The following is a 25,652-nucleotide window of genomic DNA, read 5'->3' as shown; positions in this document are numbered from 1 at the left end:
GATGAAAAAAATTAAATATATACTTATAGTGCTGTCCGGAGTTTTAAGCATAACTTCATGTGACACGAGCGAATTAGAATTAGCTAATCCTAATACCTTATCGCCTGAAACTTTCTTTAAAACAGAAACACAGGTTCAGTCTGCCGTAAATGCTTCGTATGCAAATCTTCAGACAAGAGGACTCTATGGCAGAAATCTTTTTTTCGCCATGGATCTTATGGGGCATGATGCTTTAGGAAACCCGCAGTTAGAGGGTAACAAGAAACCTTTTCAGGATTTTTCTTTTAACGGAGGAAATGATATTATTCAATATTACTGGGAATCTTGTTATACAGGAATCTCCAGAGCTAATTTTGTGCTGGATAACGAGCCGAAAATCAATGCTCTTCCAGATAATGTTTTATCTCAGGAAAAAAAGAATAAATATTTAGCAGAAGCTCATTTTTTAAGAGCATACTATTATTTTCTATTAGTAAGACGTTTTGGTGATTTACCAATTTATAAAACAGGCACTATAATCGGGAACGCCAGAAGCCCTAAAGCAGAAGTATATGCTTTGATTGAAGAAGATCTTGTATTTGCAACGCAAAATCTTTTGCCAAAAGCTTCAGAATCGGCAGGGAGAGCTAATAGAGAAGCGGCTTATGCACATTTGGGCAAGGTATTGTTATATCAAAAGAAATATAATGAAGCTTTAACAGCTTTTAATAATGTTACAGGTTACAGCCTTGAAGACAAAGGTAATTTTTACAACAACTTTATGGAAGAAACAGAACATGGTAAAGAATCTATTTTTGAAATTGAGTTTGACGAGAAAAACGGAACTGGTGATCAATGGGGAGCTGTTGGTGATAGCGGCGGAACAGGTTTTGAGGAGTCAACACTTAGAGGTCAGGAATATGGAAATCTTAGCTGGTACAATGTTTATCCGTCAGATGATATTTTAGATTCGTATGAAGCAGGTGATAACCGTTTTGGAGATACTTTTTATGTGCCAGGATCATCTTATTTAAAAGGAACCAAGGTAATGGTAGCAAGTAATTTTACTACCTCTGCAGGTATTAGAAGAGCGGGCTGGAAAAAATATCAAAACTATTACACAAGAGAAGATGAAGCAACGAGATCAAGCATTAATTTTAAAGTGATGCGTTATGCAGATGTATTGCTTATGAAAGCCGAATGCGAAAACCAAAGAGATGGCGGTTCGCAGACAGCAGCTATAGCATACATTAAAGAAGTTCGAGACAGAGCAAACCTGACAACTACTATTGCACCAACCAAAGACGCGGTTTTTGCTGCAATTGTTCACGAACGTCAGGTAGAGTTTGCCGGAGAACAGTCTCGTTTTGATGATCTTATAAGATGGGGTATCGCAAGTACTGTATTACAAGGAACAGGTTTTACTACTGGTAAAAGTGAATTATGGCCAATACCAAACAGGGAAACATCTTCTAATCCTAAAATAAAACCAACAGATAATAATCCTGGTTATTAAGATAATTTAAATTTTGGTTAGTTTAAGTTAAGTTGGATAAACAGCGCATTTCACTGCGCTGTTTATTTGTTTACAGAAATGCAACTGAAGAAAAACGAATTGCATTTTTCAAATTATTTAATTAAGTCAAAAAATGAAAAATACAGATAAAAAAAATCAAAGCTTGAGTTTAATTAAAATTTCAGCTTTGGTAATGATCTTTATATTGACTGCTCCCGGTTTAATTATAGGACAGAATAAGAAGAAAACGGATAAATCAGAACTCAAAAGACCTCAATACCGGAATCTTTTTAAAGAAGCAGGGTACAGCCAAATCGAAATAGATAAGAAATTAGCCAAAGCCTATTACGATGTTTTTGAAGGACCGGATAAAGTTTATTTTGAAGAAGGTGATTCATTAGGATATGTCTCTGATGTTAAAAATAAAGATGCCCGTACCGAAGGAATGTCATACGGAATGATGGTTGCCGTTCAGCTCAATAAAAAAGATGTTTTTGATCGTATTTGGAGATGGTCTGTAAAATACATGCAGCATCAGGAGGGACCAAGAGAAGGGTACTTTGCGTGGAGTGTAAATCCAGAGACAAAAAAACAAAACTCTCCCGGTTCTGCTTCAGACGGGGAATTGTATTATATAACCAGCCTGCTTTTTGCTTCTAATAAATGGGGTAATGATACAGGAATAAACTACTACAAAGAAGCAAGAAGAATCCTAGATGCCATGTGGAAAAAAGACGGAACCGGCAATGTGCATAATATTATAAATACAGAGCATAAGCAGATTTCATTTGTGCCGGAAGGAGGAGGTTACAATTGGACAGACCCTTCTTATCATGTTCCTGCATTTTACGAAATATGGGCATTGTATGCCAAAGACGGTCATGAGAAGTTTTATAAAGAATGCGCCGATGTTTCGCGTAATTTTTTACATAAAGCCTGCCATCCTGTGACGGGGCTAAATTCAGATTACACCGAGTTTAATGGTGAACCGCACCCAACACCCTGGATGCCCCCGGGATTTCGTTATGATTCCTGGCGTGTTCCTATGAACATCGCAATGGATTATACCTGGTACGGAAAAGATAAAGAATGGCAGGAAGACTATGCCAAACGATTTCAAAATTTCCTTAGATCAAAAGGATTAAATACATTTAAAGATCAGTTTAATCTGGATGGTTCTGTTCCTGAGTTTATTCTTCAGGCTGGTCCGGTCAAAAAACTTAGACATTCGATTGGATTAATAGGAACTGCAGCAACAGCATCATTAGTAAATAAAGATAAAGCAAGTATGGATTTTGTTCATGCTGTTTGGAATGCCAAACTTGAACCTTATGAAGACGGATACTTTGATCCTTATTATGATGGATTAATGTATCTCTTTAGTTTAATGCATCTTAGCGGAAACTATCAAATTATAGAACCAAAGGGTTAAGTGAAATTAATAACCATGTGCAGAATATACTTATAATCTACATTTTAAAACACAAAACCTTCTTTTTTGAAAATATTCATAAAAAGAAGGTTTTGTATTTTTTTGTACTTTCTATAATAAATACAATTACTCGTTATCTTTGTTTAAATCATTTTTCCTTTCATCATTGGTAATGGCATCATTTTTATTTATGATGTGTTCCTGATCTGTTTTTTCTGATTTGATTTTAAATTCGTCCTGATATTGATATGGATCTTCATCTCTGGCATAATTATCATTATCAACAAGAGTATTTTGGTCTATGTAATCAGGGTCACTCTCTCCAAATTGTGGTATATCTTCTTTTTGCACGACTTGGTGTAATTGATCTTCGTTTAGGATGTTATTACCATCAACCAAAGTATTTTGATCAATAAAATCGGGATCTGTTTGACCATATTCGGGGTTGTTTTGCTTTTCCATAACGTTTGTTTTTTATAATTTACATATTACAAATTTACCATAGGTTGCATCCCAACTTCTTATAGAAAAATAAATTATAGTTGCATAATTATTAGCTGAGTATGTAAAAATTAATCTTTACCACCTCACTTTTGTTTCAACGCTATCTTCAGCATCATCTAAATAAAAAATGATTTTAGAATTGTTGACAAAAATAAAGTCTGCTCACACCACGGCGCGAGCAGACTTTATTTTTGCTGTTATTTTAAATTAAAAAGCTACTTAGTGATTAACCATCTTCATTGCTTCTTCACTGTATCTCTCTCCAATTATAGGGTATCTATTAATTAACTCATTAATAACTGTAAGATCAGCGCTTGTCAATTTAACTTCAATTGCACCAACATTCTCTTGCAGATAATTTCTTTTCTTGGTTCCCGGAATAGGAATTATATCTTCACCCTGCGCTAGCACCCAAGCCAAAGCTAGTTGTGCGGGTGTACAACTTTTAGAGGCTGCAAATGCTGCGAAATTTTCTATAAGCTTATTGTTGTTGTCAATATTTTCACTTTGATAGCGCGGAAGCGTTCTTCTGAAATCATCAATGGCAAGTGTATCCACATTAAGTTTATTGGTAACCAGACCACGCGCCAAAGGAGAATAAGGGACAAGAGAGATACCAAGCTCACGAGTAGTTTTTAATATTCCGTTTTCTACATCTCTTGTGAGAAGTGAGTACTCACTTTGAACAGCAGAGATTGGATGTACAGCATGTGCTTTTCTTAAAGAATTGGCAGAGACTTCACTAAGTCCGAGATAGCGAACTTTACCTTCTTTTACTAAATCTGCCATTGCCCCAACAGTTTCCTCAATCGGGACATTTGGGTCAACCCGATGCGCATAATAAAGATCAATTGTGTCAATTTTCAAACGCTTTAGACTCTGTTCAACTGCAACTTTCATCCAGGCAGGAGAGCCGTCAAAGTAGGTTCCTGAAGCACTGCTTGGCCCCGCAATTCCATCTTTAAAACGAAATCCGAATTTTGTTGCAATAAATATCTTATCGCGGTTAGGTACAAGGACTTTAGAGATGAGTTCTTCATTGGCACCGTTGCCGTACATATCGGCTGTATCCCAAAAGTTAACCCCCAAATCAAGTGCTTTCTCCAGCGTAGCCAGACTTTCTTTATCGTCTGCCGGACCATAAGCAAAGCTCATGCCCATACAGCCTAAACCAAGTGCTGATAGTTCCTCACCGGTTGTTCCGAGTTTTCTGTATTTCATTTTTATCTAATTTTGTTTCTACAAATGTAAACCTGAAAACACAGTCGGGACTTATAGCGATCAAACAGTTAATTATAATATTCAAACAGTTATTCTCAGCTGAGTTGGTGCCAAACCGGTGTGCTTTTTAAAAAAGAGTGTAAAATAGGAAGGATATTCAAAACCAAGGCTGTAGCCAATATCGGCAATATTCCAATCTGTGTGCTGCAATAAGGTTTTAGCTTCTTTAATAATACGATCTGCAATATGAGTTGATGTAGTTTTTCCTGTAATTTCCTTTACTGAACGATTAAGATGATTGATGTGTATAGATAAAGAATTGGCATAATCTGCCGGATTTTTTAATTTTAGTTTGAGTGAAGGAGAGTCAATTGGAAACTGTCTTTCGAGCAATTCAAGAAACAAAGCAGATACCCGGGAAGAGGCATTTGTATAGGTATGAAAATTTGTGGCAGCATTATTTTTCATGGCCTCATGAATTATCAGATGCAGATAGCTGCGCAGAATATCGTACTTATGCGGATAAGTAGAGAGCATTTCTGATTGCATCTTCATATATATGGCTGAAAGCTCCTTTAATTGAGTATCATCGGGAAAAAATATCGGATTACATCCAATTTTGAATAAAGGAGAATCTAGTAAGCTATTCATGCGTTCGCTATGCTGTATAAAATCTTCGGTAAACAGGCAGTACCAACCGGACTGATCCTCAGATTCTGCTTCCCACGAATAAGGCACTACAGGATTAGAAAAGAGTAGGGCAGGTTTGTCAATCTGTATCCATTTGTCGGCATAATAAATCTTGCCCTTGCCGATGATTAGAGAAATCTTGTAAAAATCCCGTCGGCTGTAAGGACTTACTTCGGCACATGATTCCCTGCTAAAAACATTAATATGGCCGATCCCGGCATTATTAAGTGGCACATTTACAGGTGCATGGTTTGGCAGTCGTTTATAAAATTCGCTAACGGTTTCTGCTTGTTTCATTGCGTAAATTTATAAAAATAAAATAAACCTTAAATAGGGAATTACAATTAACAAAGCAGTTGCTTGTGATTTTTATCAAGATGTTTATTTATTTTCGTCTTCTGTTGCTGGCAGGTTACTTCAGGCGGGGCAAACAGTTTTCCATTAAAAAAATCAAAAAAACGTTTTACGTATGCCTGTTCCAATAACGCATTGGTAACTTACGTAGGTTTATCGAACGTTACCATATAATTTGATTTTGTATAAAAAAAACTGCTGAACTTATCGGGTTCAGCAGTTGCATGTTGTAATTGATTCTACAAAAAACTATTGATTATTTTTTAACCATTCTAAACGTCTTTGATCCGGAAGATGCGTAATTTTAAAATCTTCAAAAATAGCCGTAAAGCCTTTTCCATCAGGACTTGCAGCCATCATGCCCACTTGTACCGTTTTAAATTCCGGAAAATAAACGGTATTAGTCATCGTATAATTAACTCCATCAATAGAATAAAAAATCTCCAGTGCATCTAGTCGACGTACGGCCTTCATCCATACATTTTTAGGTTTTTCTTTTAAGCCAAGAACACTCCAGGAACTTTTATCGATAGTATGAACAGTACTAATATTATAAACTCCGTCTACATATTCGACACCAGTTTTTACGTAATTGTTTTCATCAATTCGAAGCATAAGGCAAACCTGATCGAATCTGGTCTTATAAACACCGCTCATTTTTACAACAACTTCAAACTCGCCACTTCTCTCCGTATAGAGAAAAGGTCCATCGTATACAGTAAATCCGTAGTGGCTTTTGTTCCAATAATCAGATTGTGGTGTAACCTGCATAGTAAGTTTATTGTCTTTTATTTCCCAGTCAGCTGGTTCATTGAGCCAGTTCATTGAAGTTAGTTTTTGAGCGTTTCCTTTTACAGCCATAATGCATATACATATTAAAACTAAGTGAATTCTCTTCATGATTTCTTAAATTTGGATTTTATTAATAATTTACAAAGAATGTAATTTGAGTTTTTTGCAGCAATAGTTAAATATAACCATTTTTAAAATCACTCTAATCTCCTTTCTTATAACTTAGTACAGTAATAACGAATTATAGTTATGAATCCTATCTCGAACCTGGAAGACAAATTTTCTTTTGAATCAATAGACAGCCCTGAAAAGCGTAAAGAAGCATTAAATGAGGCTATAACAATGATGGAGGCCTACGTGAAATTAGATAATTCAGTAGCTGTACTCTCAGATTTAGCTAGTAATAAGAGCTATATATTTGCGGGTAATTTTGGTCGTTTTTTTGATATTCATACTTCCGGATTTACAACAATTGATTCTATTTGGGAAGATGATATTTATAACCGCATTCATCCTGATGATCTTTTTCAAAGGCATCTTTTGGAACTGGAGTTTTTTAATTTCTTAAAGACAATATCTTCTGAGGAAAGATTAAATTATGCTACAAAATGCAGAATTAGAACCTTAAATACTAAAAAGGAATACCAGTATATTTTGCATCGCAGTTTTTATATGAAAAACAGTTCAGAAGGCGGATTGTGGCTTGCTGTGTGTCTATATAATTATTTATTAGAAAAAACAGCTGGTGTAAATGGTATAGAGGGAAAAATTATCAATACTAAAACAGGAGAAATCTTTTATGTAGATACCTATGAAAATTGTGTTGATCTTTTGACTTTGCGTGAAAAAGAAATTTTAGTTTTAATTAGTAAAGGTATCATTAGTAAAGAAATTGCTGCGAAACTCAATATCAGTATTAATACTGTAAACAGGCACAGACAAAATATTCTGGAAAAACTAAATGTAAATAATTCTATTGAAGCAGTTCGAACAGCAGGAGCTTTAAATTTGTTGTAATTATTGGATAACTGCGAAGTCGGCAGACTTCGCAGTGCAAAAGGTATTTAAATTAATTTCCCATTCTGAAATCAGTAACACTATTTTGAACTAAGCTTAAATCTTCAAAGTAGCTTAATGAACCTTTGTCAACTGGACATTGGTTACTAATTCCTACCCAAATTTCAGATGGATAGTTGTTTTTGTATAAGCGTACCATGTGCCAGTCTTTTTTATCATAAGAGTAGTAACTAGCAATTGTTTGTGTATCTGAAGAGATTTTCATGTAAATAGATGGAGTAGTTACGATATCATGATTATTATCGTCAGATGTACCTATGGTTCTAACACTTACTACACGGTGTTTTCCACGTTCGTCTTGTTCAAAACATAATTTTTGCCAAAAATTATCATTCACATAAATATATAATACGCCTGCATTGTACAAACCTTCTTTTGTAAATTCAGGAGTTACTTTTGAAATTAAAGTGAAAGGTTTTTTATTGTCAATTTTGGATAACAAAATAGGAGCGGTGTTGTTAGATAATTTTTCGTTTGGATCACAAAAATAATCCTTTTTGGCTCCCGCTTTAAATGTTACTTTTCCATTAGCATCTGCTGTAGCAAGTGTATCTGCACCATTAACCGATTTCGTAAAATGGATTCCCGAAATGGTAATATCGCATGTTGTTCCATTGACACGTGCCGAATCTTGGTTTGTGGTTTTAGTTTCTTTTGTAGTTTCGGCTGTAGATTGATTCGATTTATTCTTGTTTTCGCAATTGGCAAAAAGAGCAATAAGTAACAACGAACTGATACTAGTGATTTTTGTTTTCATAAAAAATATTGTTTTTATAATTAAGGGGAGGATTTTAATCCACTAAAAAATATTTAGCAATACAAATGTATTGGAACTTTAATCTTGTAACAATAGTCAAAATTAACCATTTATTACTACGATGAGTATTTAAAAAATAATATTTACAGCACTGACAGTTGCTTTATTACATCAAATATTATGCAAGTTGTACACCCAACGGTTTACAATTAATCTTTATATTTGAAAGATTAAAATTAATAAAATGAGCGAAAAAACGAAACCGTATGCCTTAATAACTGGCGCTAGCAAAGGCATTGGAAAATCTATTGCTTATGAATTGGCTAAACAGGGTTATCCGCTATTGCTTGTTGCAAGAAGTGATGAGGAGTTAAAAGCACTATCTGATGATCTTCAGGTTAAATACGGCATCAATGCTCCTTTTTTATCAATTGATCTTTCGACAAATGGAGCATCGCTAAAAGTAAGCGATTGGATAAAAATGAATAACTATTCAGTTGGCATTTTAGTAAACAATGCGGGTTATGGTGTTTGGGGCGATTTTAGTCAGTCTTCTCTAACCGATCAGCTTGGCATGATGCAACTTAACATGAATGTAGTTGTAGAGCTTTCACATTTATTAGTACCCATACTTGCACAAGAAAAGCAAGCCTACATTTTAAATATATCTAGTACTGCTGCATATCAGGCTGTACCTACGCTGGCTGTTTATTCAGCTACAAAGGCTTTTGTATTATCGTTTACCCGTGCCTTGCGTTTTGAACTTGCTAAAACTTCAATTTCAGTAACCTGTTTTAGCCCAGGTCCCGTTGATACTGGTTTTGCTTCAAGAGCTGGTTTAGACGCTTTTAGCAAAATGGCTGAAAAGTTTAATATGCAGCCTGATGAAGTTGCAAAAATGGCTGTAAAAACCATGTTCAACAAAAAATCAGAAGCTATTCCGGGTTTTACAAATATCATTTCGGTTTATGCCAACCGTATACTACCAAAGGCATTTATCGAAAAAATGGCAGCCGGGATTTATAAAATTTAAATTTTTCAAAAAAAAATAAAAAAAAATTCTTTGCAAATGAGAAATTATATTACATTTGTATAAATGTCTACTAATTCTATAGAGTATATCTAATATGAGAAATGAGTTTAATTTTACTAAAGATCGAATGCACGCCAACACTATGCGAATGTGTTGCTGTTGTTGCTGTTGCTAATCCTTTAGATAAAATTTAAAACACTATTATTTCATTTATTAAATATATTTATCATGGTATCTTCTTATAAAACTTTTACGCTTACTGAGCAATTAACTGCTGAGCAAATCAACTTTTTTAACGAACATGGCTTCATCCATTTCAAAAAATTTATAAATCCGGAAACGGTTTCATCCATCATTGATGCGTCTAAACAAGTGGAGCAAAAATGGATTCACAATGACCTTCAAAAAGTAAATGGTGTTCCAATTAAATATGGAAAAGATTTAGATGGTTCTCCTATTGTACAACGTTTTGCTTTTATCAATCAACATCATCAAACCTTAAGCGGTCTTTTACTTGATCCAAGATTTAATAGTTTATTACCATTGGCAGGCGATGGTGCAAGATTAGGTACTGAAGAAAAAGACGGAATGGTTTTCAATCATTATATTAATGGGCCAGAAAGTAAGTTTACTAAAATGGGCTGGCATACAGATGGTTTGAGAGATATTTTTTATGGTGCAAAATTAAACCCGATGCTCAATGTGGGTATTCACTTAAGCACTTTACAACCCGAAAACGGCGGTCTTAAAATTATACCGGGTACGCACAAGCAAAGTATTTATCAAATGCTTTTCCGTAAAAAGTACTTTTTAGATAATAAACCCGATCCACAGGAAGTATCCATCACTCCGGAAGCTGGAGATTTAACCATTCACGATGGTCGTTTATGGCACAGAGTGGCTGAATCTTCTATCCGTGGCGAAGACAGTAGAAGGAGAGTTATTTATATTCCAATTATAGCAGGAAAATATGCTCCTAAAAACGAGAACAGCCCAACAGTTTTCTATCAACGTTTTGCAGGTATTGTTAAATAATTATGCTGATTGTCCTCGCATTTAGTTATCTGGTTAGATCAGGTAAACTAAAAAGAACCACCGATTTCTTTAAAAATACGCAAAGAAAAATAAAATTAAAAATTATAAAACTAGAATTAGTATAATACTATCTGGCTTATAAATATTGCGATATTAATGAGAAAAGAAACACAGGTTGAAGATCATAGTGCAATTGTACAAAGAACATTTTCAGACCGAAAGCGTACTAATATTTTAAAAAGAGCAGAACAGTCAACGATTGTATTTTTGCTGCCAAAGGTGCCTAAATTCATTTCGCCAAACGTACTCACTTTAATGGGTACACTGGGTTCTGGATTGGTTTTTTTAGCTTTTGTTTTAGGTACTTATGTAGCAAACTGGTATTTGCTTTTGGGTATTATCGGTTTGGTTATAAATTGGTTAGGCGATTCTTTAGATGGAAGATTGGCTTATTACAGAAATATTCCGCGTCGTTGGTATGGTTTTGCACTTGATATTATTGCCGATTGGATTGGTATTGTATTTATAGGCTTTGGCTACTACATTTATGCCAAAAATAGCACACAAATAGTAGCCTTTGCTTTTGTCGCATTGTATGGCTGGTCTATCATCATCAGTCAGTTACGCTACAAAATTACAAATGAATACAGTATAGATTCTGGCGTTGTTGGCCCAACAGAACTTCGATTTATTATTGCCTTAATTTTAATTATTGAAGTTTTATTTTATGGATCAATTGCATATTTGGCTGGCTTAATCACTATTATATTGCTCATAATTAATATCGTAGATAGCTTAAAACTTTTAAAGCTGGGCGATTTAAAAGATAAAAACCAAGACTGATATGTTCCCGAAAAAATCTATTTTCACTTTTCTACAAGCACAAGTTGCGGCATTTTTAGGAGGCATTACCGATTATGGTTTAATGATTTTATTAACAGAAGTATTTAAATTGCATTTTACCTTTTCGATTCTAATCTCCGGAACCGTTGGCGCAATTGTCAATTTCAGCATCAATAGATTTTGGGTATTTAAAAAACAATGTGGTTATCGTAGCCGTATCAATAGTCAGCTTTTTAAATTTGCGTTGGTTGTATTGGGAAGCATTTCCTTAAAATCATTTGGTACGCTTATTTTACAAAAAGTATTTCAAATCGATTATAGAATCGGAAGATTAATCACGGATAGTTTTGTTTCTTATGGATTTAATTATCCGCTGATTAAATATTGGGTTTTTAGGGTAAACGAAAAACAGAATGTAATTGAATAAAATTAGTATGTAAATAACCAATTGGGTGTAATTCGTGGTTTTTCTGTTCTAACACATAGTCCCCAAAGCCCAATGTCATTAAGTTAAGGAATTAGTAAAAAGACAGAGAAGTAACCACAAAGTTTGTCATCTCGACGAAGGAGAGATCACACTAGTATTTCCGATCAGATATTCGCCAATCTTTGTCGAGTTTCTTGTGTGATCTCTCCTTCGTCGAGATGACAAGATTGCGGATTCTGAAAGGGTTAATCTGCATTAAAACATGTAAAACACCTTTTTTAAGCGTCCTGAATCTATGTTTCCAGCCTGCACTGAGCGGAGTCGAAGTGTGTTTAAAATATTTGCTACCAATGAAAATTTCGTTTATGAATAAATTACCATTTAAAAATTTTAGAAAATCACTAATTGTTGTAACGATGTTAGTAAATATAATTTCCGGAAATCTATTGGCACAATCTAAAAATCCATCGCCATTACATTTTCCAACGCCTAAAAATATAGAGAATATGGTATTTTATATTCAGCGAGACCCCAATATAAACACTGCTATTTATGCCATTAACTATCAGGAAAACGGAAAAATAGACAAAAGCAATCCTATAAAAGCGTATTGGATTCGATATGCTGAGAAAGGAGAAAAAAAAGATTTTAACTATCTACAACGCAAATATGCATACGGAATAGAAAGTAAAGCGTCAAATAATGAGGAGTTTGAACTTCAATTTGTATCGTATAAAAAATTACCCTTAACCTTGAAAAAGATAGATTCAGATCAAAAATATCATGTTTTTGTAAATTTAAATCAGAAAAGAATACAGGTAGAAAAAATATTTGTGCGCATTGAAGGAGGTTCTTTTTGGTTACCAAATGTAAAGTATGCCGAAGTTACCGGAATTGATGCTTCCTCAAATAAAACAATTACGGAAAGAATGTTATTAAAATAAGATGCCTATAATATCTACAAAGAAAATTTTTAAGAATAAACTCTAGTTGAATAATTACTTTAGTTAGACTGTCTTATCCTTATGATACTGCAGGAGCCACTGTTCCATTCGTTGGAGGAGTCTTACTTCTTTTGGGTCACCCATTGGGTTTTCAAGTCCGTTTATAGTCCTGCTTATGTTAAATTTTTTATTTTCAAACTTACAGGTAAATTTCGGAAATTCATTATGGGTAATAGTCCAATGATCGTCGGCTGTTTTATTAATTGCAAATTTTTTCATTTCACGGCTGGGCAGTTTGTTGTATTTGAATTATAAACGATAATGTGTTTTGATTATTATGGTTGAATCAGGTAGCTGTAAATATACGATTGTTAACAATAATTGAGACTGTATCTCTTAGAGTCTTAATTACAATTACTAATGTCGTGTGTATTTGTTTTAATATTTGAAGTTTTGAGGATGCACACGACAATAATCCTGTTATAGGATAAACACTGATTTTTATAGGCAATGATAAGCAAGATCACAAAGGCCACTGTGCAATAACTCTCATTTGCGAAAACTAGAATTTATTTTTTTAAGTTTGCTGATGGGCCGCGATTTATCACAAAACGTACAAAATTAATAGGATCGCTTTAAACCTTTCCAGCCTGTTCGAATTAAAAATTGTTCCCAGGAAAGGCTTTGCGGATTAATTTTTTTGCTCCATTGTAAATCGCGATTTTCTGCAAAATAACCATATTCAACAGCATACTCGGCCATTCCAATTATCTCGTTCACTAAAGTTTCATTGGAACTGAATTCTGGAAAATGTTTCAGAAAATCGTTTCGCGTATATGCCGAACTGTACACAGCTTTCTTGCCTGTAACCTTTATAAAAGTATCAACTATTTCCTGAGGCGATAAAATATCACCAATCACAGGTAATGAGCTGCCTGCATATTTATCTGCATTAGAGAAAATTTCTAAAACAGCTGGACCTGTAGCAGTAAGAGGGTCAACAAACGGTGCACGAAAGTCTTTTGGTAAGTAAATTGGAAATACAAGAACATCATCTTGGATAATCGGGGTATAAAATTCGAGGAAGTTCGTATAAAAAAAGGCCATATAAATGAATGAACTTTTAATTGGCAGTGTCCGTATATACGTCTCAATATTGGCTTTGTCGGTGAAATGGGGCGCAAACTTTTTTCCTGACGTAATTCTATCAACATTTTCCAGGCTGCTAAAAATTAGGTGTTCAGCCTTTGCCTCAAGTGCTGCATCTGCAAGCTCCTTTCCCAACGCAAATTCATGCGTTTGCGGAGGTGCAATACTGGGTGTTATCAAAAAAATGCCGTATGAGCCACGGAAAGCCTCTACAAAATCTTTTTTATAACCCAAAGTAAGAGGTATACTAATTAGTTCTACTCCTTGTTCTATCAAACTTACTGCTTCCGTAGAATCGAGTCTTCTGGTAATACCACGTACTTGATATTGTCCGCTCTGTATTAGGGACTGTGCAACACTGTAGCCTTGTTTGCCTAAAATACCAACAATGGTAATAAGCGGTTTGCTACTTTTAATACTTGATTTGGCTGCGCTAAAATCTTTTTCCATAAGTTCATTACTTTGATTAATTTTGGACTATAAAAATTATAGTTGCAAAACTATTCATAGTTAGATAAATTTGCAATAACTATCTATTTGGATAGTTGGTCTAAAAAAGAAGTTTATGAAAATTGAATGTCAAAGTGATTATATAAAACTGGATAGCAAATTGTACCCATGCACTGTTAGTATAGCTATGGATTTAATCGGTGGAAAGTGGAAAGCGGTTATTTTGTATCATTTAAAAGACACTGATAAACGGTATAGTGAACTTAGAAGAGATATTCCGGCTATTACAGAAATGACTTTAAGCCTCCAGTTAAAGCAGCTTGAAAATGACGGTCTTTTATCACGTACTGTTGAAGGGAAAAAACCTCCGATAAAAGTTGTTTACAGTTTAACAGATTTTGGAAAATCCTGCATACCATTACTAAATGCAATAACGGAATGGGGAAATAAGGCTGCCATACATAAAGGTGAATTTGTAAATCACAAAATACTTTAAAACAGTAGATTGTAAATTTCAACAACCGCATAAAGGGCCATAAACGATATCGCTGGCTGTTAATTTGTAAATGCTTTTAAGATTATTGCCTGGTGGCAATTTTAGTAAGCATTTAAATAGTACTTTTGGAAATTGTAAAACCGTTTTGACATGATAAATTCTGAAAACCCAGTTGGAACTACTAAAGACTTAAAAGAAATCGAGCCAGTAAAAATTATATTGGCTGAGGATGACAAAGATGATCAGGAATTATTTAAGGAAGCTCTTGATGCAACAAAAGTTCCTACTGAAGTTATTACAGTGGACAACGGCGAAGAACTGGTTAATGCCTTAAAGGATGGGTCTGAACCAAAACCTGATATTGTTTTTATCGATATAAATATGCCGATTAAAGGGGGTAAGGAGGCGCTGGAAGAAATAAAAAGCGATCAGGAACTGAAGGAGATTCCTGCGGTTATGCTCTCGACTTCTAATAACCCTAAAGATATTGAAGATACTTTCAATAAGGGAGCAAACCTGTATATACAAAAACCAAATTCTTTTACCAGCTTTATTCTCATTCTGAAAAAAGTATTTATTCTGCACTGGACAAAAGCTTTAATGAATCCGGTGAAAAATATTTTTTTTGTTTCTGAAAAGAATATATCTCCAAAGGATTAAATAGGTTTTAATCGAACCCATTTCCCTTGCAGTACTGAACGTAAAATTATAATTACAGCAATCTTTGTGTTTTTAATAAAGAATCGATCACCACTCAGATATTATTAATTGTTTATTGGCAGGTAGACGTTAAATACCGCTCCATTTTCATTGCTTTGTAGGGCGTCAATTTCACCATTATGATTCTGGACAATTTTTTTGCACATAGCCAGTCCGATTCCTGTGCCCGCAAATTCACTTTTACCGTGCAGCTTTTGAAATATATTGAAAATTTTCTCTGTATCTTCAGGCTTCATGCCGATGCCATTATCAGTAAATTGAATTTTATAATAAGCTAGCCCTTCTTTTAGATTTACTGACTGGATCTCATCGGGAGAGGCAATACTGCAATGAATATGAATTTTGGGCTGCACACCAGGGCGTATAAATTTTAACGCGTTCCCTATCAGATTAAAAAACAGCTGGGACATCTGCAAGGGAATGCCTTTGATGACCGGAAGCGTATTCCATGTAACTTTAGCTCCTGTGCGCGCCATTACTACATCGTAATCTTCCAGCGCATTTTTGACCGTATCCTCAAGGTTTACCGTAACGAAATTGATATCGTCTTTCGGCAGGGCAGAATAGGCGAGCACATCTCGAATAAGTTTGCCCATACGGCTTGTGGCGTCTTTTATTTTATCTATGTATCCTAGTGATTTTTCGTCAAGATGTTCCGTGATTTTGCCCTCCAGCAACTGCACAAAGGTGCTGATTTTGCGAAGCGGTTCCTGCAGGTCATGCGAAGCTATGTAGGCAAACTGTTCCAATTCCTGATTAGAATGTATCAATTGTACGTTGGTCTGTTCCAATTCTTCATTTGTAGCCCTTAATTCCTCTATAACAGCGCCAATCTCTTCGGTACGCTGCTGTATTTGGTTTTCCAGTTCCATCTGTAGTTCCATCTGGATGGTAATATCCTGAGCAGTCCCGTTCATGCGTACAGGTTTGCCCTCGGGATCAAAAACAGTTTTACCCTGCGCATGCAATATTCTTTTCTTTCCGGTAGTGGGATGTATTACCGTGTAGGTCTCATCATACAACCCTCCTGAAGCAGGATTCAGTCCCCATGCCACGGCATTTGCTACTCGTTCGCGATCTTCTTCGAGCAAAATCGGTATAACTTCATTATAGTCCTGAGCGGCAGGATCATATCCAAACCATTCAATAAGACGGTCTGAATAGGTTAACCCGTTTGACGCCACATCAATACTCCATGTGCCAAGCTGGGCAAGCTCAACTGCGCCTCTCATGTTTTGTTCGGCTTCTTCCAGCTTATTGCGCGCAATTACCTCTTCAGTTACGTCAATAGCCGTACAGATGACACCATGGATTCTGCCTTTTGCATCGTACAATGGCTTGTAAGTGTAATCATAATAACCGTAATAAGGCGAACCATTCTTAACAAACATGATGCGGGCGGCGGTTTCGGTATGAATTTCTCCTGTATTTAAAACATTACTATAGGCCTGAAACAAATGCGTCTCTTTGATTTCCGGTACTGTTTCCATTATAGGCCTGCCGATAATCGAATTTCCTTTGCCAAATATTTCAAGCATTTTCTCATTAGCCTCGCGTAAAACCATTTCAGGTCCGGTGTACACCAATTTCGCCACAGGGGAATTATAAAAAACGGTACGCGCAAATTTTTCGCTTTCTTCCACTTTATGCCTTTGATTGACCTGTACTGTATTGTCCATTACCCAGACAGCCACTTTTTTTACATCTCCGGAAACATCTTTTAAAGGGGCATAAACAAAAGTCACGTAACGAGTCTCTTCCTTTCCGTGTCTGATCAGCACAAGTTCAGCCTCATTGACAGAGTAGGACTTCCCTTGAGAAATAACATCCGCCAATGCACTTTCGTAGTAGGAGCGTACTTCAACGAAAGTCTCCCAGTAAAAATGACCAAGGATCGCTTCTCGCGGTTTTCCGGCCACTTCTATAAAGCTGTCGTTTACAATTTCGGCAACCAGCGTTTGGGCATCCAAAACGCAGATGCCGACCGGCGCATTCATAACTAGTAAATAGAGTTCCTGTTGGTTTTCGATATTCATATACTTTAGATTAAATAAGGGCGCAGAAGATTCGAAAGTTCTTTGATACTGCTGGGTTTGTCAGGAAACCGCTGGCACCTCCAGCTTTGAGCTTATGAGCTGTTACAGAATCCGAAGATGTAGAAAGAATAATTAAAAGAATAATTACTGGTATATCCTGTAACGTCGCTTTTAACGTATCCAGAAATTCTTTGCAATGCTTCGGACGCATCAGTAAACGAAACCTAGCTAACAATATCTCATTATAGAAAGTTAATAATTATAATGAAAATAAAAAAAAATATTTTATTGAATCCTTAGATTAGACTATTATAATGATACGTCACTTTCCTTATCGATTATGTTTTCCACATTTCTAAATATTAGTTTACAATGTTTTTAATTATCGTAATGGTAAAAGTACAGGTAAAAAAAAACTTTAATTTATAATATCGAAAAGGAGGTTTATATAATTATCATTGATTAGTCACAATTAGACCTATAAACAAAATCCAAACTGTTAGAACTAATTAAATGTAACAGTATTGTATAATTAAAAGTAAAAGCAACGATATATCGTTGGCAGTCAATTTTCGTATATTTTAAATTTAAATAAAGAATTATCAATACCTTCGTTAAGCTGATTAATTCCAAAAAAAAATGCTCTTAAAGCACTACAGAATAATTCTGTTTCTCCTTGTATGGTTTACATTTGGAGAAGTAAACGCATTGGCTTTTTCGAAGAGCACAATGGAGATAGGAATTGTAGAAAAAGAGCTGTCTAATCTGAGAAATGACCTGGCGCAAGAAGTAGTTTATAACGAACTGCAAGTAAAAAAAGCAGAAGAATTACTAAGTAAATTACCTGAAAGCACAGACAAAATCAAAATTTTATTAAAAGTAAGTGACTGGTATGAAGCTTCTTATAATAACCCTAAAACATTGCAAAAGGCATTTCAATATGCTGAGGAAGCCCTTCGGATAAGCCAGATACTTCATTCTAATATTTATTCTGGTAAATGTTATCTTCAACTTTCGATGGTCCAGGAGTTGAGAAATAACAATTCGATGATAGAAGTCAACGCCAGAAAAGCAATAGAAGTATTAACCAAAACAAATCAAACAGATGATTTGGGAGAATCATGGGTAATGGTTTGGTCAGCTAAAATGCGTACTAATGCACCAATAGCAGAGAGATTAGATCCAATTTTTAAAGCAGCTTCACTATTTGAAAAGTCCGGAAATAATAAAAGAAGCGGTGACTGCTACAGAGAAATCAGCGAATTGTATTTTTCAATCTCAGATTTTCACAACGCTCTAAATTCACTCAAAAAAGCTATATTTTTCTATAAAAAAGCCAATCTTAAAGAAAGCGATATTTATCCTATTTCCTCCAGACTCAATATTATCTATGAAACTGAAAAGAAAAGCATGGATATTATCAAACTTAAAAACAAAACACTGTTGCAGCAAAGCAAACTTAAAAACGAAGTGTTTCTACGTAATTCCATGGTCATTTTTGTTTTGCTTTTACTTATAATACTTGGATTACTTTATAAAAGTTTTATGTTTAAGAAGAAAACAAACAAGGTACTCGAAATACAACAAAATGAAATCAACAAAAAAAATAATACACTGCAAAAGCTGGTTGTTGAAAAAGAATGGCTTTTGCGTGAAATTCATCACAGAGTAAAAAATAACCTGCACATGGTGGTCGGTTTGCTTGCAAGTCAGACTGAATTTTTAAAAAATGAAGAAGCTCTTCAGGCAATTAATAGTAGTCAGAACAGAATTCATGCCATGTCTTTAATCCATCAGAAATTATATCAATCAGAGAATTTATCGATAATTGATATGCCGTCTTATATATTTGAATTAACAGAATATCTAAAAGATTCATTCGAAATCAGAAAATCAATACGGTTTGTATTAGATGTTGACAGCTTTAATCTGCCTTTGTCCCATTCAATACCTATTGGACTGATTTTTAACGAAGCAGTTACAAATGCTATTAAATATGCTTTTCCAGATCATAAAAACGGAATAATTGATATTTCCCTTAAAACAGAGGATCATAAAAATTATATTTTAATAATTCAGGACAATGGTATTGGTCTTCCTGCGGATTTTGACCCTTATAACAATCCTTCATTGGGAATAAAATTGATGCATGGACTTTCTGCTGATATCGATGGAAAGTTTCTAATTACTAATGCAAATGGTACTAAAATAACGCTGAAATTCATTTTTAACGAAAATAGTTCTCATTTATAATTTCGATAAAATGGCAAAACAATTAAAAATACTTATAGTTGAAGATCAGTTTGTTGAGGCAAATCATTTACGACTGATGCTGAAAAAAGCCGGACATTCTGTTATTGGGATGGCAAGGTCAGTTCCTGATGCTAAATATTATATTGCAGAGCAGAGGCCGGAATTGGTATTATTAGATATTTTTCTTTCAGGAAAAGAGACCGGTATTGATCTTGCCGAAATACTCAAAAACGAAAATATTCCTTTTATTTATCTCTCTGCCAACTCTAATGAAGAAGTTCTTAGCAAAGCTAAACTGACTCATCCCCAAGGCTTTTTGGTAAAACCTTTTAGAGAAAAAGATTTGTTGGTAACAATTGAAATTGCCGAATATCACCAGCAATATGGAATAGAATCATCAATTAGAAAAGAGCTTTTGTTTCAAAAACAATTAAAAACTATAGTAACGAAAAGCGGTACCTGGGATGAAAGGGTTCTCAATATTATTACCGCCCTGCAGTCTCTTATTTCTTTTGATCTTGTAATGGCTGTTTTTTATATGGAAAATAAATTATCCAGCAGAGTTTTGGGCTACGCAAGAACAGGTTTACACGAATACCAACGAATAGGAATTGAGGAGTTGCAAAATATTACCGCCTTAAAAGAATCTGAGATTACTGAATTGCGAAACAAAAGCAAAGTCGAGACAGATGCGACATTCTATAATGGTCAGGATTTTATAAAAATATGCGATAAAACCCCTATCAAAAAATTGATTGCGACCTCGATGAATATGAAATCGAATCTCATGCTGCCGGTTCCTTTGACATTGACAGAAAATGGCGGGCTATATCTGTCTTTTTTCAGCAGGCAGGCAGACAATTACAATAAAAATCATTTAACGCTGTGTGAAAGACTTCAGGAGCCTTTGATTTTTGCAATTGAAAATTTGATCAGTCATGACAAAAAACGGGATAAAAAAAACACTTCTTCTGAAAATATTGTGTCAGTTAAGAATATAAAAGATGCAGGTTTTGAATCGATCATTGGTAAAAGTCCGGCGTTGTTAAAAATATTTGATCATATTTTACAAGTTGCCCCCGCCGATACAACAGTTTTAATTACCGGGGAAAGCGGTACTGGCAAAGAGAGTATTGCCCATAGTATTAAGGAACTTTCAAATAGAAAAAATCAGCCGTTTGTAAAAATTAATTGCTCAGCACTTCCTCAAAGTCTGATAGAATCAGAATTATTCGGACATGAGAAAGGATCTTTTACCGGTGCAGCAGAAAGACGAATTGGTAAATTTGAACAGGCAGATAACGGCACTTTGTTTTTGGATGAAATTGGTGATATGCCCTTAGAAATGCAGGCAAAATTACTGCGGGCAATCCAGGAAAAAGAAATTGAACGCGTTGGAGGTAATGCCTCAATAAAAGTTAATGTGCGAATTATTGCAGCTACCAATTGTAATCTTGAAAAAGAAGTTGCTGACGGCCGTTTTAGACTTGATTTATATTACAGGTTAAATGTGTTTCCAATTCAGCTGCCTCCTTTAAGAGAGCGGAAAGAAGATATTGGACTTCTTGCCCGTCATTTTATTGCTGTCTATAGTTCTAAAACGGGAAAAAATGTGACCGAAATATCAGAAAGTGCTTTAAAAAGCCTTTTATTGTATCAATGGCCAGGGAATATTCGTGAACTCGAAAACCTTATTGAAAGAAGTATTCTTTTGGCAAAAACAAATACCATTGAGCACATTCCGCTTCCGGCTTTTGATGACGCTAAAATAAATACCAAGTCAAATGACTGGTATTTTAAAACTATTCAGGAAAACGAAAGGGAGCACATTATCAATGTGCTTGAAAAATGCAATGGAAGAATAAGAGGTATTGGAGGAGCATCAGAAATCTTAGGATTACCGCCTACAACATTAGCTTCGAGAATGCAAAAATTGGGTATAAAGAGAAGCCACTTTTAAATGATGAATTATGAGTTATGAGTTATGAATTAAAAGCACATTTTACGTTTCAACTACGCGTTACTTTTCATTCATAACTCATAACTCATAACTCAAAATTCATAACTCAAAAAACGATATTAAGTTGCTTTATTTTCGTTGTACGACGAAATATAGTCGTTTCAAATTTCAATATAAATGTTTAATTAATTGAAAATCAGTTAAATAAAATACAGGTTCGGTTTTAGTTTCTTCTTTGGCATAACATTAAAAACAATGTATTATGCTGACTGAAAACCCTACTACAATACTTTTTATTACAGGTGCATTTGTAAGCAATAAATGCTGGGATGACTGGAAAGTCTTTTTCGAAAGTAAAGGATTTACAACTCTGGCGCCAGCGTGGCCGTACAAAGACGCTCCGGCTGCTGTTTTACGAGATCGTCATCCAGATCCTCAAATTGCCGGTCTACGCTTGACCGCTTTGATAGATCATTTTGAAAATATCACAAAAAACCTTCCTCAAAAGCCCATAATAATCGGCCATTCTATTGGTGGGCTTATAGCTCAAATACTTTTACAGCGTAATTTAGCCTCGGCCGCAATTGCCATACATTCGGTTCCTCCTCAGGGAATTATGACCTTTAAATTTTCATTTTTAAAAGCCGGCTGGGGACCGCTTGGTTTTTTTACCTCTGCAAAGAAAACTTTCTTAATGACTTTTAGCCAATGGCAATATGCATTTACTAACGGAATGCCAGAAGAATGGCAGGAAAAAGCATATTATGATTCGGTTATTCCCGAATCTAAATTAATCGTGCGAGATACCATAACCTCGGCTGCAAAAGTAAATTTTAACGCTTCTCACAATCCATTATTGTTACTTGCAGGATCTGCAGATCATACTATTCCCGAGTCACTTAACTATTCTAATTACAAAAAATATACGGATAAAAATTCTATTACAGATTTTAAGGTTTTTCCCGAAAGAAATCACTTTGTTTTAAATCAGCCGGGCTGGCAGGAAATTGCAGTCTTTATACAAGATTGGATAGGAAAACTGCCAGCTTAAAAAAATATAATAACCAATTATTCTAATAACCAATTAAAATTTTAAATTATGAAAACGAATTTATTGAACACTACTTTTTTAAACTTTAAAAGTAAAACAGTCCACATTTTAACTTTTGCATTTTTACTAATGGTTTTAATTTCCTGTAATAAAAAAACAGAAGAAACTACTGTAACAGAAACCACACCTGCGACATCATCCGAAACAACTCAGGCAGTACCTGCAAATCCACCTGCAAATTTCAAACATGCCTATGAAGAAGTAAATGGAGTTAAAATTCATTACGTGATTGGCGGTAAAGGAGATCCGCTGGTATTGGTTCATGGTTTTGGACAAAACTGGTACATGTGGAACCGTTTACTTCCGGAACTTTCAAAACATTTTACCGTTATCGCTCCGGATTTAAGAGGTGTTGGGGAATCTGATAAGCCAGAAGGAGGTTATGACAAAAAAAATATGGCAAAAGATATTCATGAACTGGTAAAAAAATTAGGATACAATAATATCAATCTGGCAGGACATGATATCGGACTTATGGTGGCTTATGCTTATGCTGCACAATATGGAAGTGAAGTTAAAAAATTAGCTTTGATGGATGCGCTTCTTCCTGGTATCGAACCGGTTTGGTCGCAAGTTTCGGCTTCTGCATGGTGGTTTGGATTTTTTGCATGGCCAGCTTCGGGAGATATTGTAAAAGGAAAAGAAAAAGAGTTTTTAACCAATTTCTGGCCAATGGTAGGACATGTAAAAAATCCGTTTACAGCTGAGGAAACTGCTGAATTCGTAAGAGCTTACGCTGTTAAAGATGGTGCGAAATCAAGTTTTAAATGGTTTGGAGCATTTCCGCAGGACGGGAAAGACAATTTAATTTTGGCAAAAACAAAACTTAAAATGCCGTTGCTTGCTATGGGCGGGGAATATTTTGCCGCAGCTTTCTTAAAAGAGCACTCTAAATTGGTTGCAGAAAATGTAACCGAATCTAAAATTGCAGGTTCAGGACACTGGCTGGTTCAGGAAAATACAGCTCAGGTACAAAAAGATCTTTTGGCATTTTTCCTTGCGAAATAAAGTTCTAAAATAAACAGACCAATTAAATCTCATAAAATGAAACAAATATTTATCATACTATTATTTTTCTTTGGTCTGTTAATGCAGTCTCAGGAAAAAGCCGATCTGATTATTTACAATGGAAAAATTGCAACCATGCAAAAATCAGGCGAATTTGTGCAGGCGTTGGCAATAAAAGACGGGATTATTCTGGAAACAGGAACTTCAAAAAGTATTCTGGAAAGTTATAAAACCTCATCTGCAAAAAGCATCGATGCAAAAGGAAAAACGGTTATTCCGGGTTTAAACGACAGTCATATTCATGTCATTCGCGAAGGCTTAAATTATAATGCAGAATTGCGTTGGGATGGCGTAAAAACCTTGAAAAGAGCTATGGAAATGCTCAAAGAACAGGCCGCCAGAACTCCGCCGGGAGTTTGGATCAAAGTAATTGGAGGCTGGAATGAATTTGGCTTTGATGAAAAAAGACAGCCAACCATTGAAGAAATAAATGCCGCAGTTCCTGATAAACCTGTGTTTATAACCTATTTATACGGCAAAGCTTTTTTAAACAAAAAAGGAATCGAAGTTTTGGGGTATACTAAAGATACACATTACGAAGGAAGTGTTCTTGAACAAGACAAAAATGGAAACTTAACCGGATTAATGTTTGCAAAAGAAACTCCAAAAGCCATTTATACCACTTTGGGATTAACCACAAAATTAACTCCCGAAGAAAGAATCAACAGTTCACTTCAGTTTAATCGTGAACTCAACCGTTTTGGATTAACGTCTGTAATCGATGCGGCAGGAGGTTCTCAAAACTTTCCTTCGGATTATACAACTTCGATGGAATTGGCCAAACAGGGAAAACTAAATCTTAGAATCTCGTATTATTTATTTGCACAGCAAAAAGGAAAAGAACTTCAGGACTACGAAAAGTGGGTTGCCGAAACGGTCATTAACAAAAATGATAATCTTTTGACAGCTAACGGTTATACCGAAGAAGGGGCGGGTGAAAATATAGTAGCATCTGCAGCAGATTTTGAAAATTTTCTGGAACCAAGAATTGTTCTTTCTGATGAAATGGAAAAAGATTTGGAACCTATAATTCGCTTGCTTGTTAAAAACAAATGGCCTTTTCGATTGCACGCCACTTACGGCGAATCGATTGACAGAATGCTCAATGTTTTTGAAAAAGTAAATAAAGAAATTCCATTTAACGGATTACGCTGGTTTTTTGACCATGCAGAAACCATTACACCTCAGGAATTAGAAAGGGTAAAAGCATTAAATGGGGGAATTGCAGTTCAATTCAGAATGTATTTTCAAGGAGAATTGTATGAGAAAATGTATGGTGCTCCAAAAACACAATTGCCTCCGATTAAAAAAATGCTCGAAATGGGAATACCTGTCGGAATGGGTACTGATGCAACCCGTATTTCAACTTATAATCCCTGGATGGCGCTGCATTGGCTCATTACAGGAAAAACATTAGGAGGCATGCAGTTTTGGCCGAAAGATCAGGTTTTGGATAAGTTTACTGCACTTCAATTATATACTTCAGGCAGCGCCTGGTTTTCAGGTGAAGAAAAAGAGAAAGGAAAACTGGTAAAAGGAATGTATGCCGATTTTTCAATTTTATCAGAGGATTATTTTACAGTTCCAGCCGATAAAGTTCGAAATATCGAATCGGATCTGACTGTTGTTAACGGCAAAATTGTTTATGGAGCAAGAGATTTTAAAGTATTTGATCCTGTAATTGCACCTGTAATTCCGGATTGGTCGCCGGTGAAATATTTCGGAGGATACGCTAAAAAACTTTAATCATAAATAAAATTCGTTGGGTGTAATTAGTTTTAATATATAAAATGCAGACTTTAAAA

The 25,652-nt window shown here is 35.1% G+C and carries 22 protein-coding genes; 15 read left to right on the top strand and 7 right to left on the bottom strand.

The genetic code is table 11. The features are described from left to right. The first annotated feature begins 1 nt into the window (after position 1). Both RT99_RS23410 and RT99_RS23405 read left to right on the top strand, forming a co-directional pair. The gene (locus RT99_RS23410; protein WP_042567127.1) at positions 2 to 1,495 is read left to right on the top strand and encodes a RagB/SusD family nutrient uptake outer membrane protein; all 1,494 of its coding nucleotides are present in this window, start codon (positions 2 to 4) and stop codon (positions 1,493 to 1,495) included. A 133-nt stretch (positions 1,496 to 1,628) separates the two neighbouring features. After that, on the top strand, positions 1,629 to 2,927 hold the full coding sequence (locus tag RT99_RS23405; protein ID WP_042567126.1) for a glycosyl hydrolase family 8: 1,299 nt from the start codon (positions 1,629 to 1,631) through the stop codon (positions 2,925 to 2,927). A 126-nt stretch (positions 2,928 to 3,053) separates the two neighbouring features. Here the strand turns inward: RT99_RS23405 and RT99_RS23400 are convergent, their stop codons facing one another. The 4 genes from RT99_RS23400 to RT99_RS23385 form a co-directional block, all read right to left on the bottom strand. Beyond that, positions 3,054 to 3,389, bottom strand: coding sequence for a hypothetical protein (locus RT99_RS23400; protein WP_042567239.1), 336 nt, complete (start codon positions 3,387 to 3,389; stop codon positions 3,054 to 3,056). Positions 3,390 to 3,650: 261 nt separating this feature from the next. Beyond that, the gene (locus RT99_RS23395) at positions 3,651 to 4,652 is read right to left on the bottom strand and encodes an aldo/keto reductase (RefSeq protein ID WP_042567125.1); all 1,002 of its coding nucleotides are present in this window, start codon (positions 4,650 to 4,652) and stop codon (positions 3,651 to 3,653) included. Positions 4,653 to 4,733: 81 nt separating this feature from the next. Further along, positions 4,734 to 5,639, bottom strand: a complete 906-nt coding sequence (locus RT99_RS23390) for an AraC family transcriptional regulator (protein ID WP_042567124.1) — start codon at positions 5,637 to 5,639, stop codon at positions 4,734 to 4,736. Positions 5,640 to 5,945: 306 nt separating this feature from the next. Then, positions 5,946 to 6,596, bottom strand: a complete 651-nt coding sequence (locus RT99_RS23385) for a DUF1349 domain-containing protein (protein WP_042567123.1) — start codon at positions 6,594 to 6,596, stop codon at positions 5,946 to 5,948. A 141-nt stretch (positions 6,597 to 6,737) separates the two neighbouring features. On the opposite strand from RT99_RS23385, the gene RT99_RS23380 reads away from it, so the two are divergent. Then, the gene (locus RT99_RS23380; protein ID WP_042567122.1) at positions 6,738 to 7,505 is read left to right on the top strand and encodes a response regulator transcription factor; all 768 of its coding nucleotides are present in this window, start codon (positions 6,738 to 6,740) and stop codon (positions 7,503 to 7,505) included. 52 nt (positions 7,506 to 7,557) lie between these two features. On the opposite strand, the gene RT99_RS23375 is transcribed toward RT99_RS23380, so the two are convergent. Then, positions 7,558 to 8,322 (bottom strand): DUF1349 domain-containing protein, encoded by a 765-nt coding sequence (locus RT99_RS23375; RefSeq protein ID WP_042567121.1) that lies wholly within the window; start codon positions 8,320 to 8,322, stop codon positions 7,558 to 7,560. Between the two features lie 244 nt (positions 8,323 to 8,566). Here RT99_RS23375 and RT99_RS23370 point away from each other — a divergent pair, with 244 nt between their 5' ends. The 5 genes from RT99_RS23370 to RT99_RS23350 all read left to right on the top strand — a co-directional run bounded on the left by RT99_RS23370 (position 8,567) and on the right by RT99_RS23350 (position 12,604). Beyond that, complete coding sequence (locus RT99_RS23370; protein ID WP_042567120.1) at positions 8,567 to 9,355, top strand: SDR family oxidoreductase; 789 nt, start codon at positions 8,567 to 8,569, stop codon at positions 9,353 to 9,355. Between the two features lie 228 nt (positions 9,356 to 9,583). Beyond that, positions 9,584 to 10,390: a phytanoyl-CoA dioxygenase family protein gene (locus RT99_RS23365; protein ID WP_042567119.1), complete on the top strand. Its 807-nt coding sequence runs from the start codon at positions 9,584 to 9,586 to the stop codon at positions 10,388 to 10,390. 156 nt (positions 10,391 to 10,546) lie between these two features. Next, positions 10,547 to 11,233: a CDP-alcohol phosphatidyltransferase family protein gene (locus tag RT99_RS23360; RefSeq protein WP_042567118.1), complete on the top strand. Its 687-nt coding sequence runs from the start codon at positions 10,547 to 10,549 to the stop codon at positions 11,231 to 11,233. A gap of 1 nt (position 11,234) precedes the next feature. Continuing rightward, the gene (locus tag RT99_RS23355) at positions 11,235 to 11,660 is read left to right on the top strand and encodes a GtrA family protein (RefSeq protein WP_042567117.1); all 426 of its coding nucleotides are present in this window, start codon (positions 11,235 to 11,237) and stop codon (positions 11,658 to 11,660) included. A gap of 365 nt (positions 11,661 to 12,025) precedes the next feature. Beyond that, on the top strand, positions 12,026 to 12,604 hold the full coding sequence (locus RT99_RS23350; RefSeq protein WP_042567116.1) for a DUF4833 domain-containing protein: 579 nt from the start codon (positions 12,026 to 12,028) through the stop codon (positions 12,602 to 12,604). Positions 12,605 to 13,225: 621 nt separating this feature from the next. Here the strand turns inward: RT99_RS23350 and RT99_RS23340 are convergent. Then, positions 13,226 to 14,203, bottom strand: coding sequence for an NmrA/HSCARG family protein (locus RT99_RS23340; protein WP_042567114.1), 978 nt, complete (start codon positions 14,201 to 14,203; stop codon positions 13,226 to 13,228). Positions 14,204 to 14,318: 115 nt separating this feature from the next. Between RT99_RS23340 and RT99_RS23335 the strand changes: the two genes are divergently transcribed. Both RT99_RS23335 and RT99_RS23330 read left to right on the top strand, forming a co-directional pair. Next, on the top strand, positions 14,319 to 14,699 hold the full coding sequence (locus RT99_RS23335; protein ID WP_042567113.1) for a helix-turn-helix domain-containing protein: 381 nt from the start codon (positions 14,319 to 14,321) through the stop codon (positions 14,697 to 14,699). A gap of 150 nt (positions 14,700 to 14,849) precedes the next feature. Next, on the top strand, positions 14,850 to 15,359 hold the full coding sequence (locus RT99_RS23330; RefSeq protein ID WP_042567112.1) for a response regulator: 510 nt from the start codon (positions 14,850 to 14,852) through the stop codon (positions 15,357 to 15,359). 104 nt (positions 15,360 to 15,463) lie between these two features. Here RT99_RS23330 and RT99_RS23325 read toward each other — a convergent pair whose 3' ends face one another. Then, positions 15,464 to 17,455, bottom strand: a complete 1,992-nt coding sequence (locus RT99_RS23325) for a PAS domain-containing sensor histidine kinase (protein ID WP_052483782.1) — start codon at positions 17,453 to 17,455, stop codon at positions 15,464 to 15,466. Between the two features lie 639 nt (positions 17,456 to 18,094). On the opposite strand from RT99_RS23325, the gene RT99_RS24880 reads away from it, so the two are divergent. From RT99_RS24880 to RT99_RS23300, 5 genes are all read left to right on the top strand, one after another. Then, entirely contained in the window at positions 18,095 to 19,708 is a 1,614-nt protein-coding gene (locus RT99_RS24880; RefSeq protein WP_082037007.1) for a sensor histidine kinase, read from the top strand. Positions 19,709 to 19,718: 10 nt separating this feature from the next. Continuing rightward, positions 19,719 to 21,668 (top strand): sigma 54-interacting response regulator, encoded by a 1,950-nt coding sequence (locus RT99_RS23315; protein WP_042567111.1) that lies wholly within the window; start codon positions 19,719 to 19,721, stop codon positions 21,666 to 21,668. Positions 21,669 to 21,930: 262 nt separating this feature from the next. Next, the gene (locus tag RT99_RS23310) at positions 21,931 to 22,719 is read left to right on the top strand and encodes an alpha/beta hydrolase (RefSeq protein ID WP_042567110.1); all 789 of its coding nucleotides are present in this window, start codon (positions 21,931 to 21,933) and stop codon (positions 22,717 to 22,719) included. A gap of 48 nt (positions 22,720 to 22,767) precedes the next feature. Continuing rightward, positions 22,768 to 23,787 (top strand): alpha/beta fold hydrolase, encoded by a 1,020-nt coding sequence (locus RT99_RS23305; protein WP_042567109.1) that lies wholly within the window; start codon positions 22,768 to 22,770, stop codon positions 23,785 to 23,787. Positions 23,788 to 23,823: 36 nt separating this feature from the next. Beyond that, positions 23,824 to 25,593 (top strand): amidohydrolase, encoded by a 1,770-nt coding sequence (locus RT99_RS23300; RefSeq protein ID WP_042567108.1) that lies wholly within the window; start codon positions 23,824 to 23,826, stop codon positions 25,591 to 25,593. The last annotated feature ends 59 nt before the right edge of the window (positions 25,594 to 25,652 follow it).

The organism is Flavobacterium sp. MEB061 (assembly GCF_000834715.1).
In the GTDB taxonomy this organism is placed as follows: domain Bacteria; phylum Bacteroidota; class Bacteroidia; order Flavobacteriales; family Flavobacteriaceae; genus Flavobacterium; species Flavobacterium pectinovorum.
Note: the sequence above shows the minus strand (reverse complement) of the source record. Positions and strands in the feature narration are given on the sequence as shown.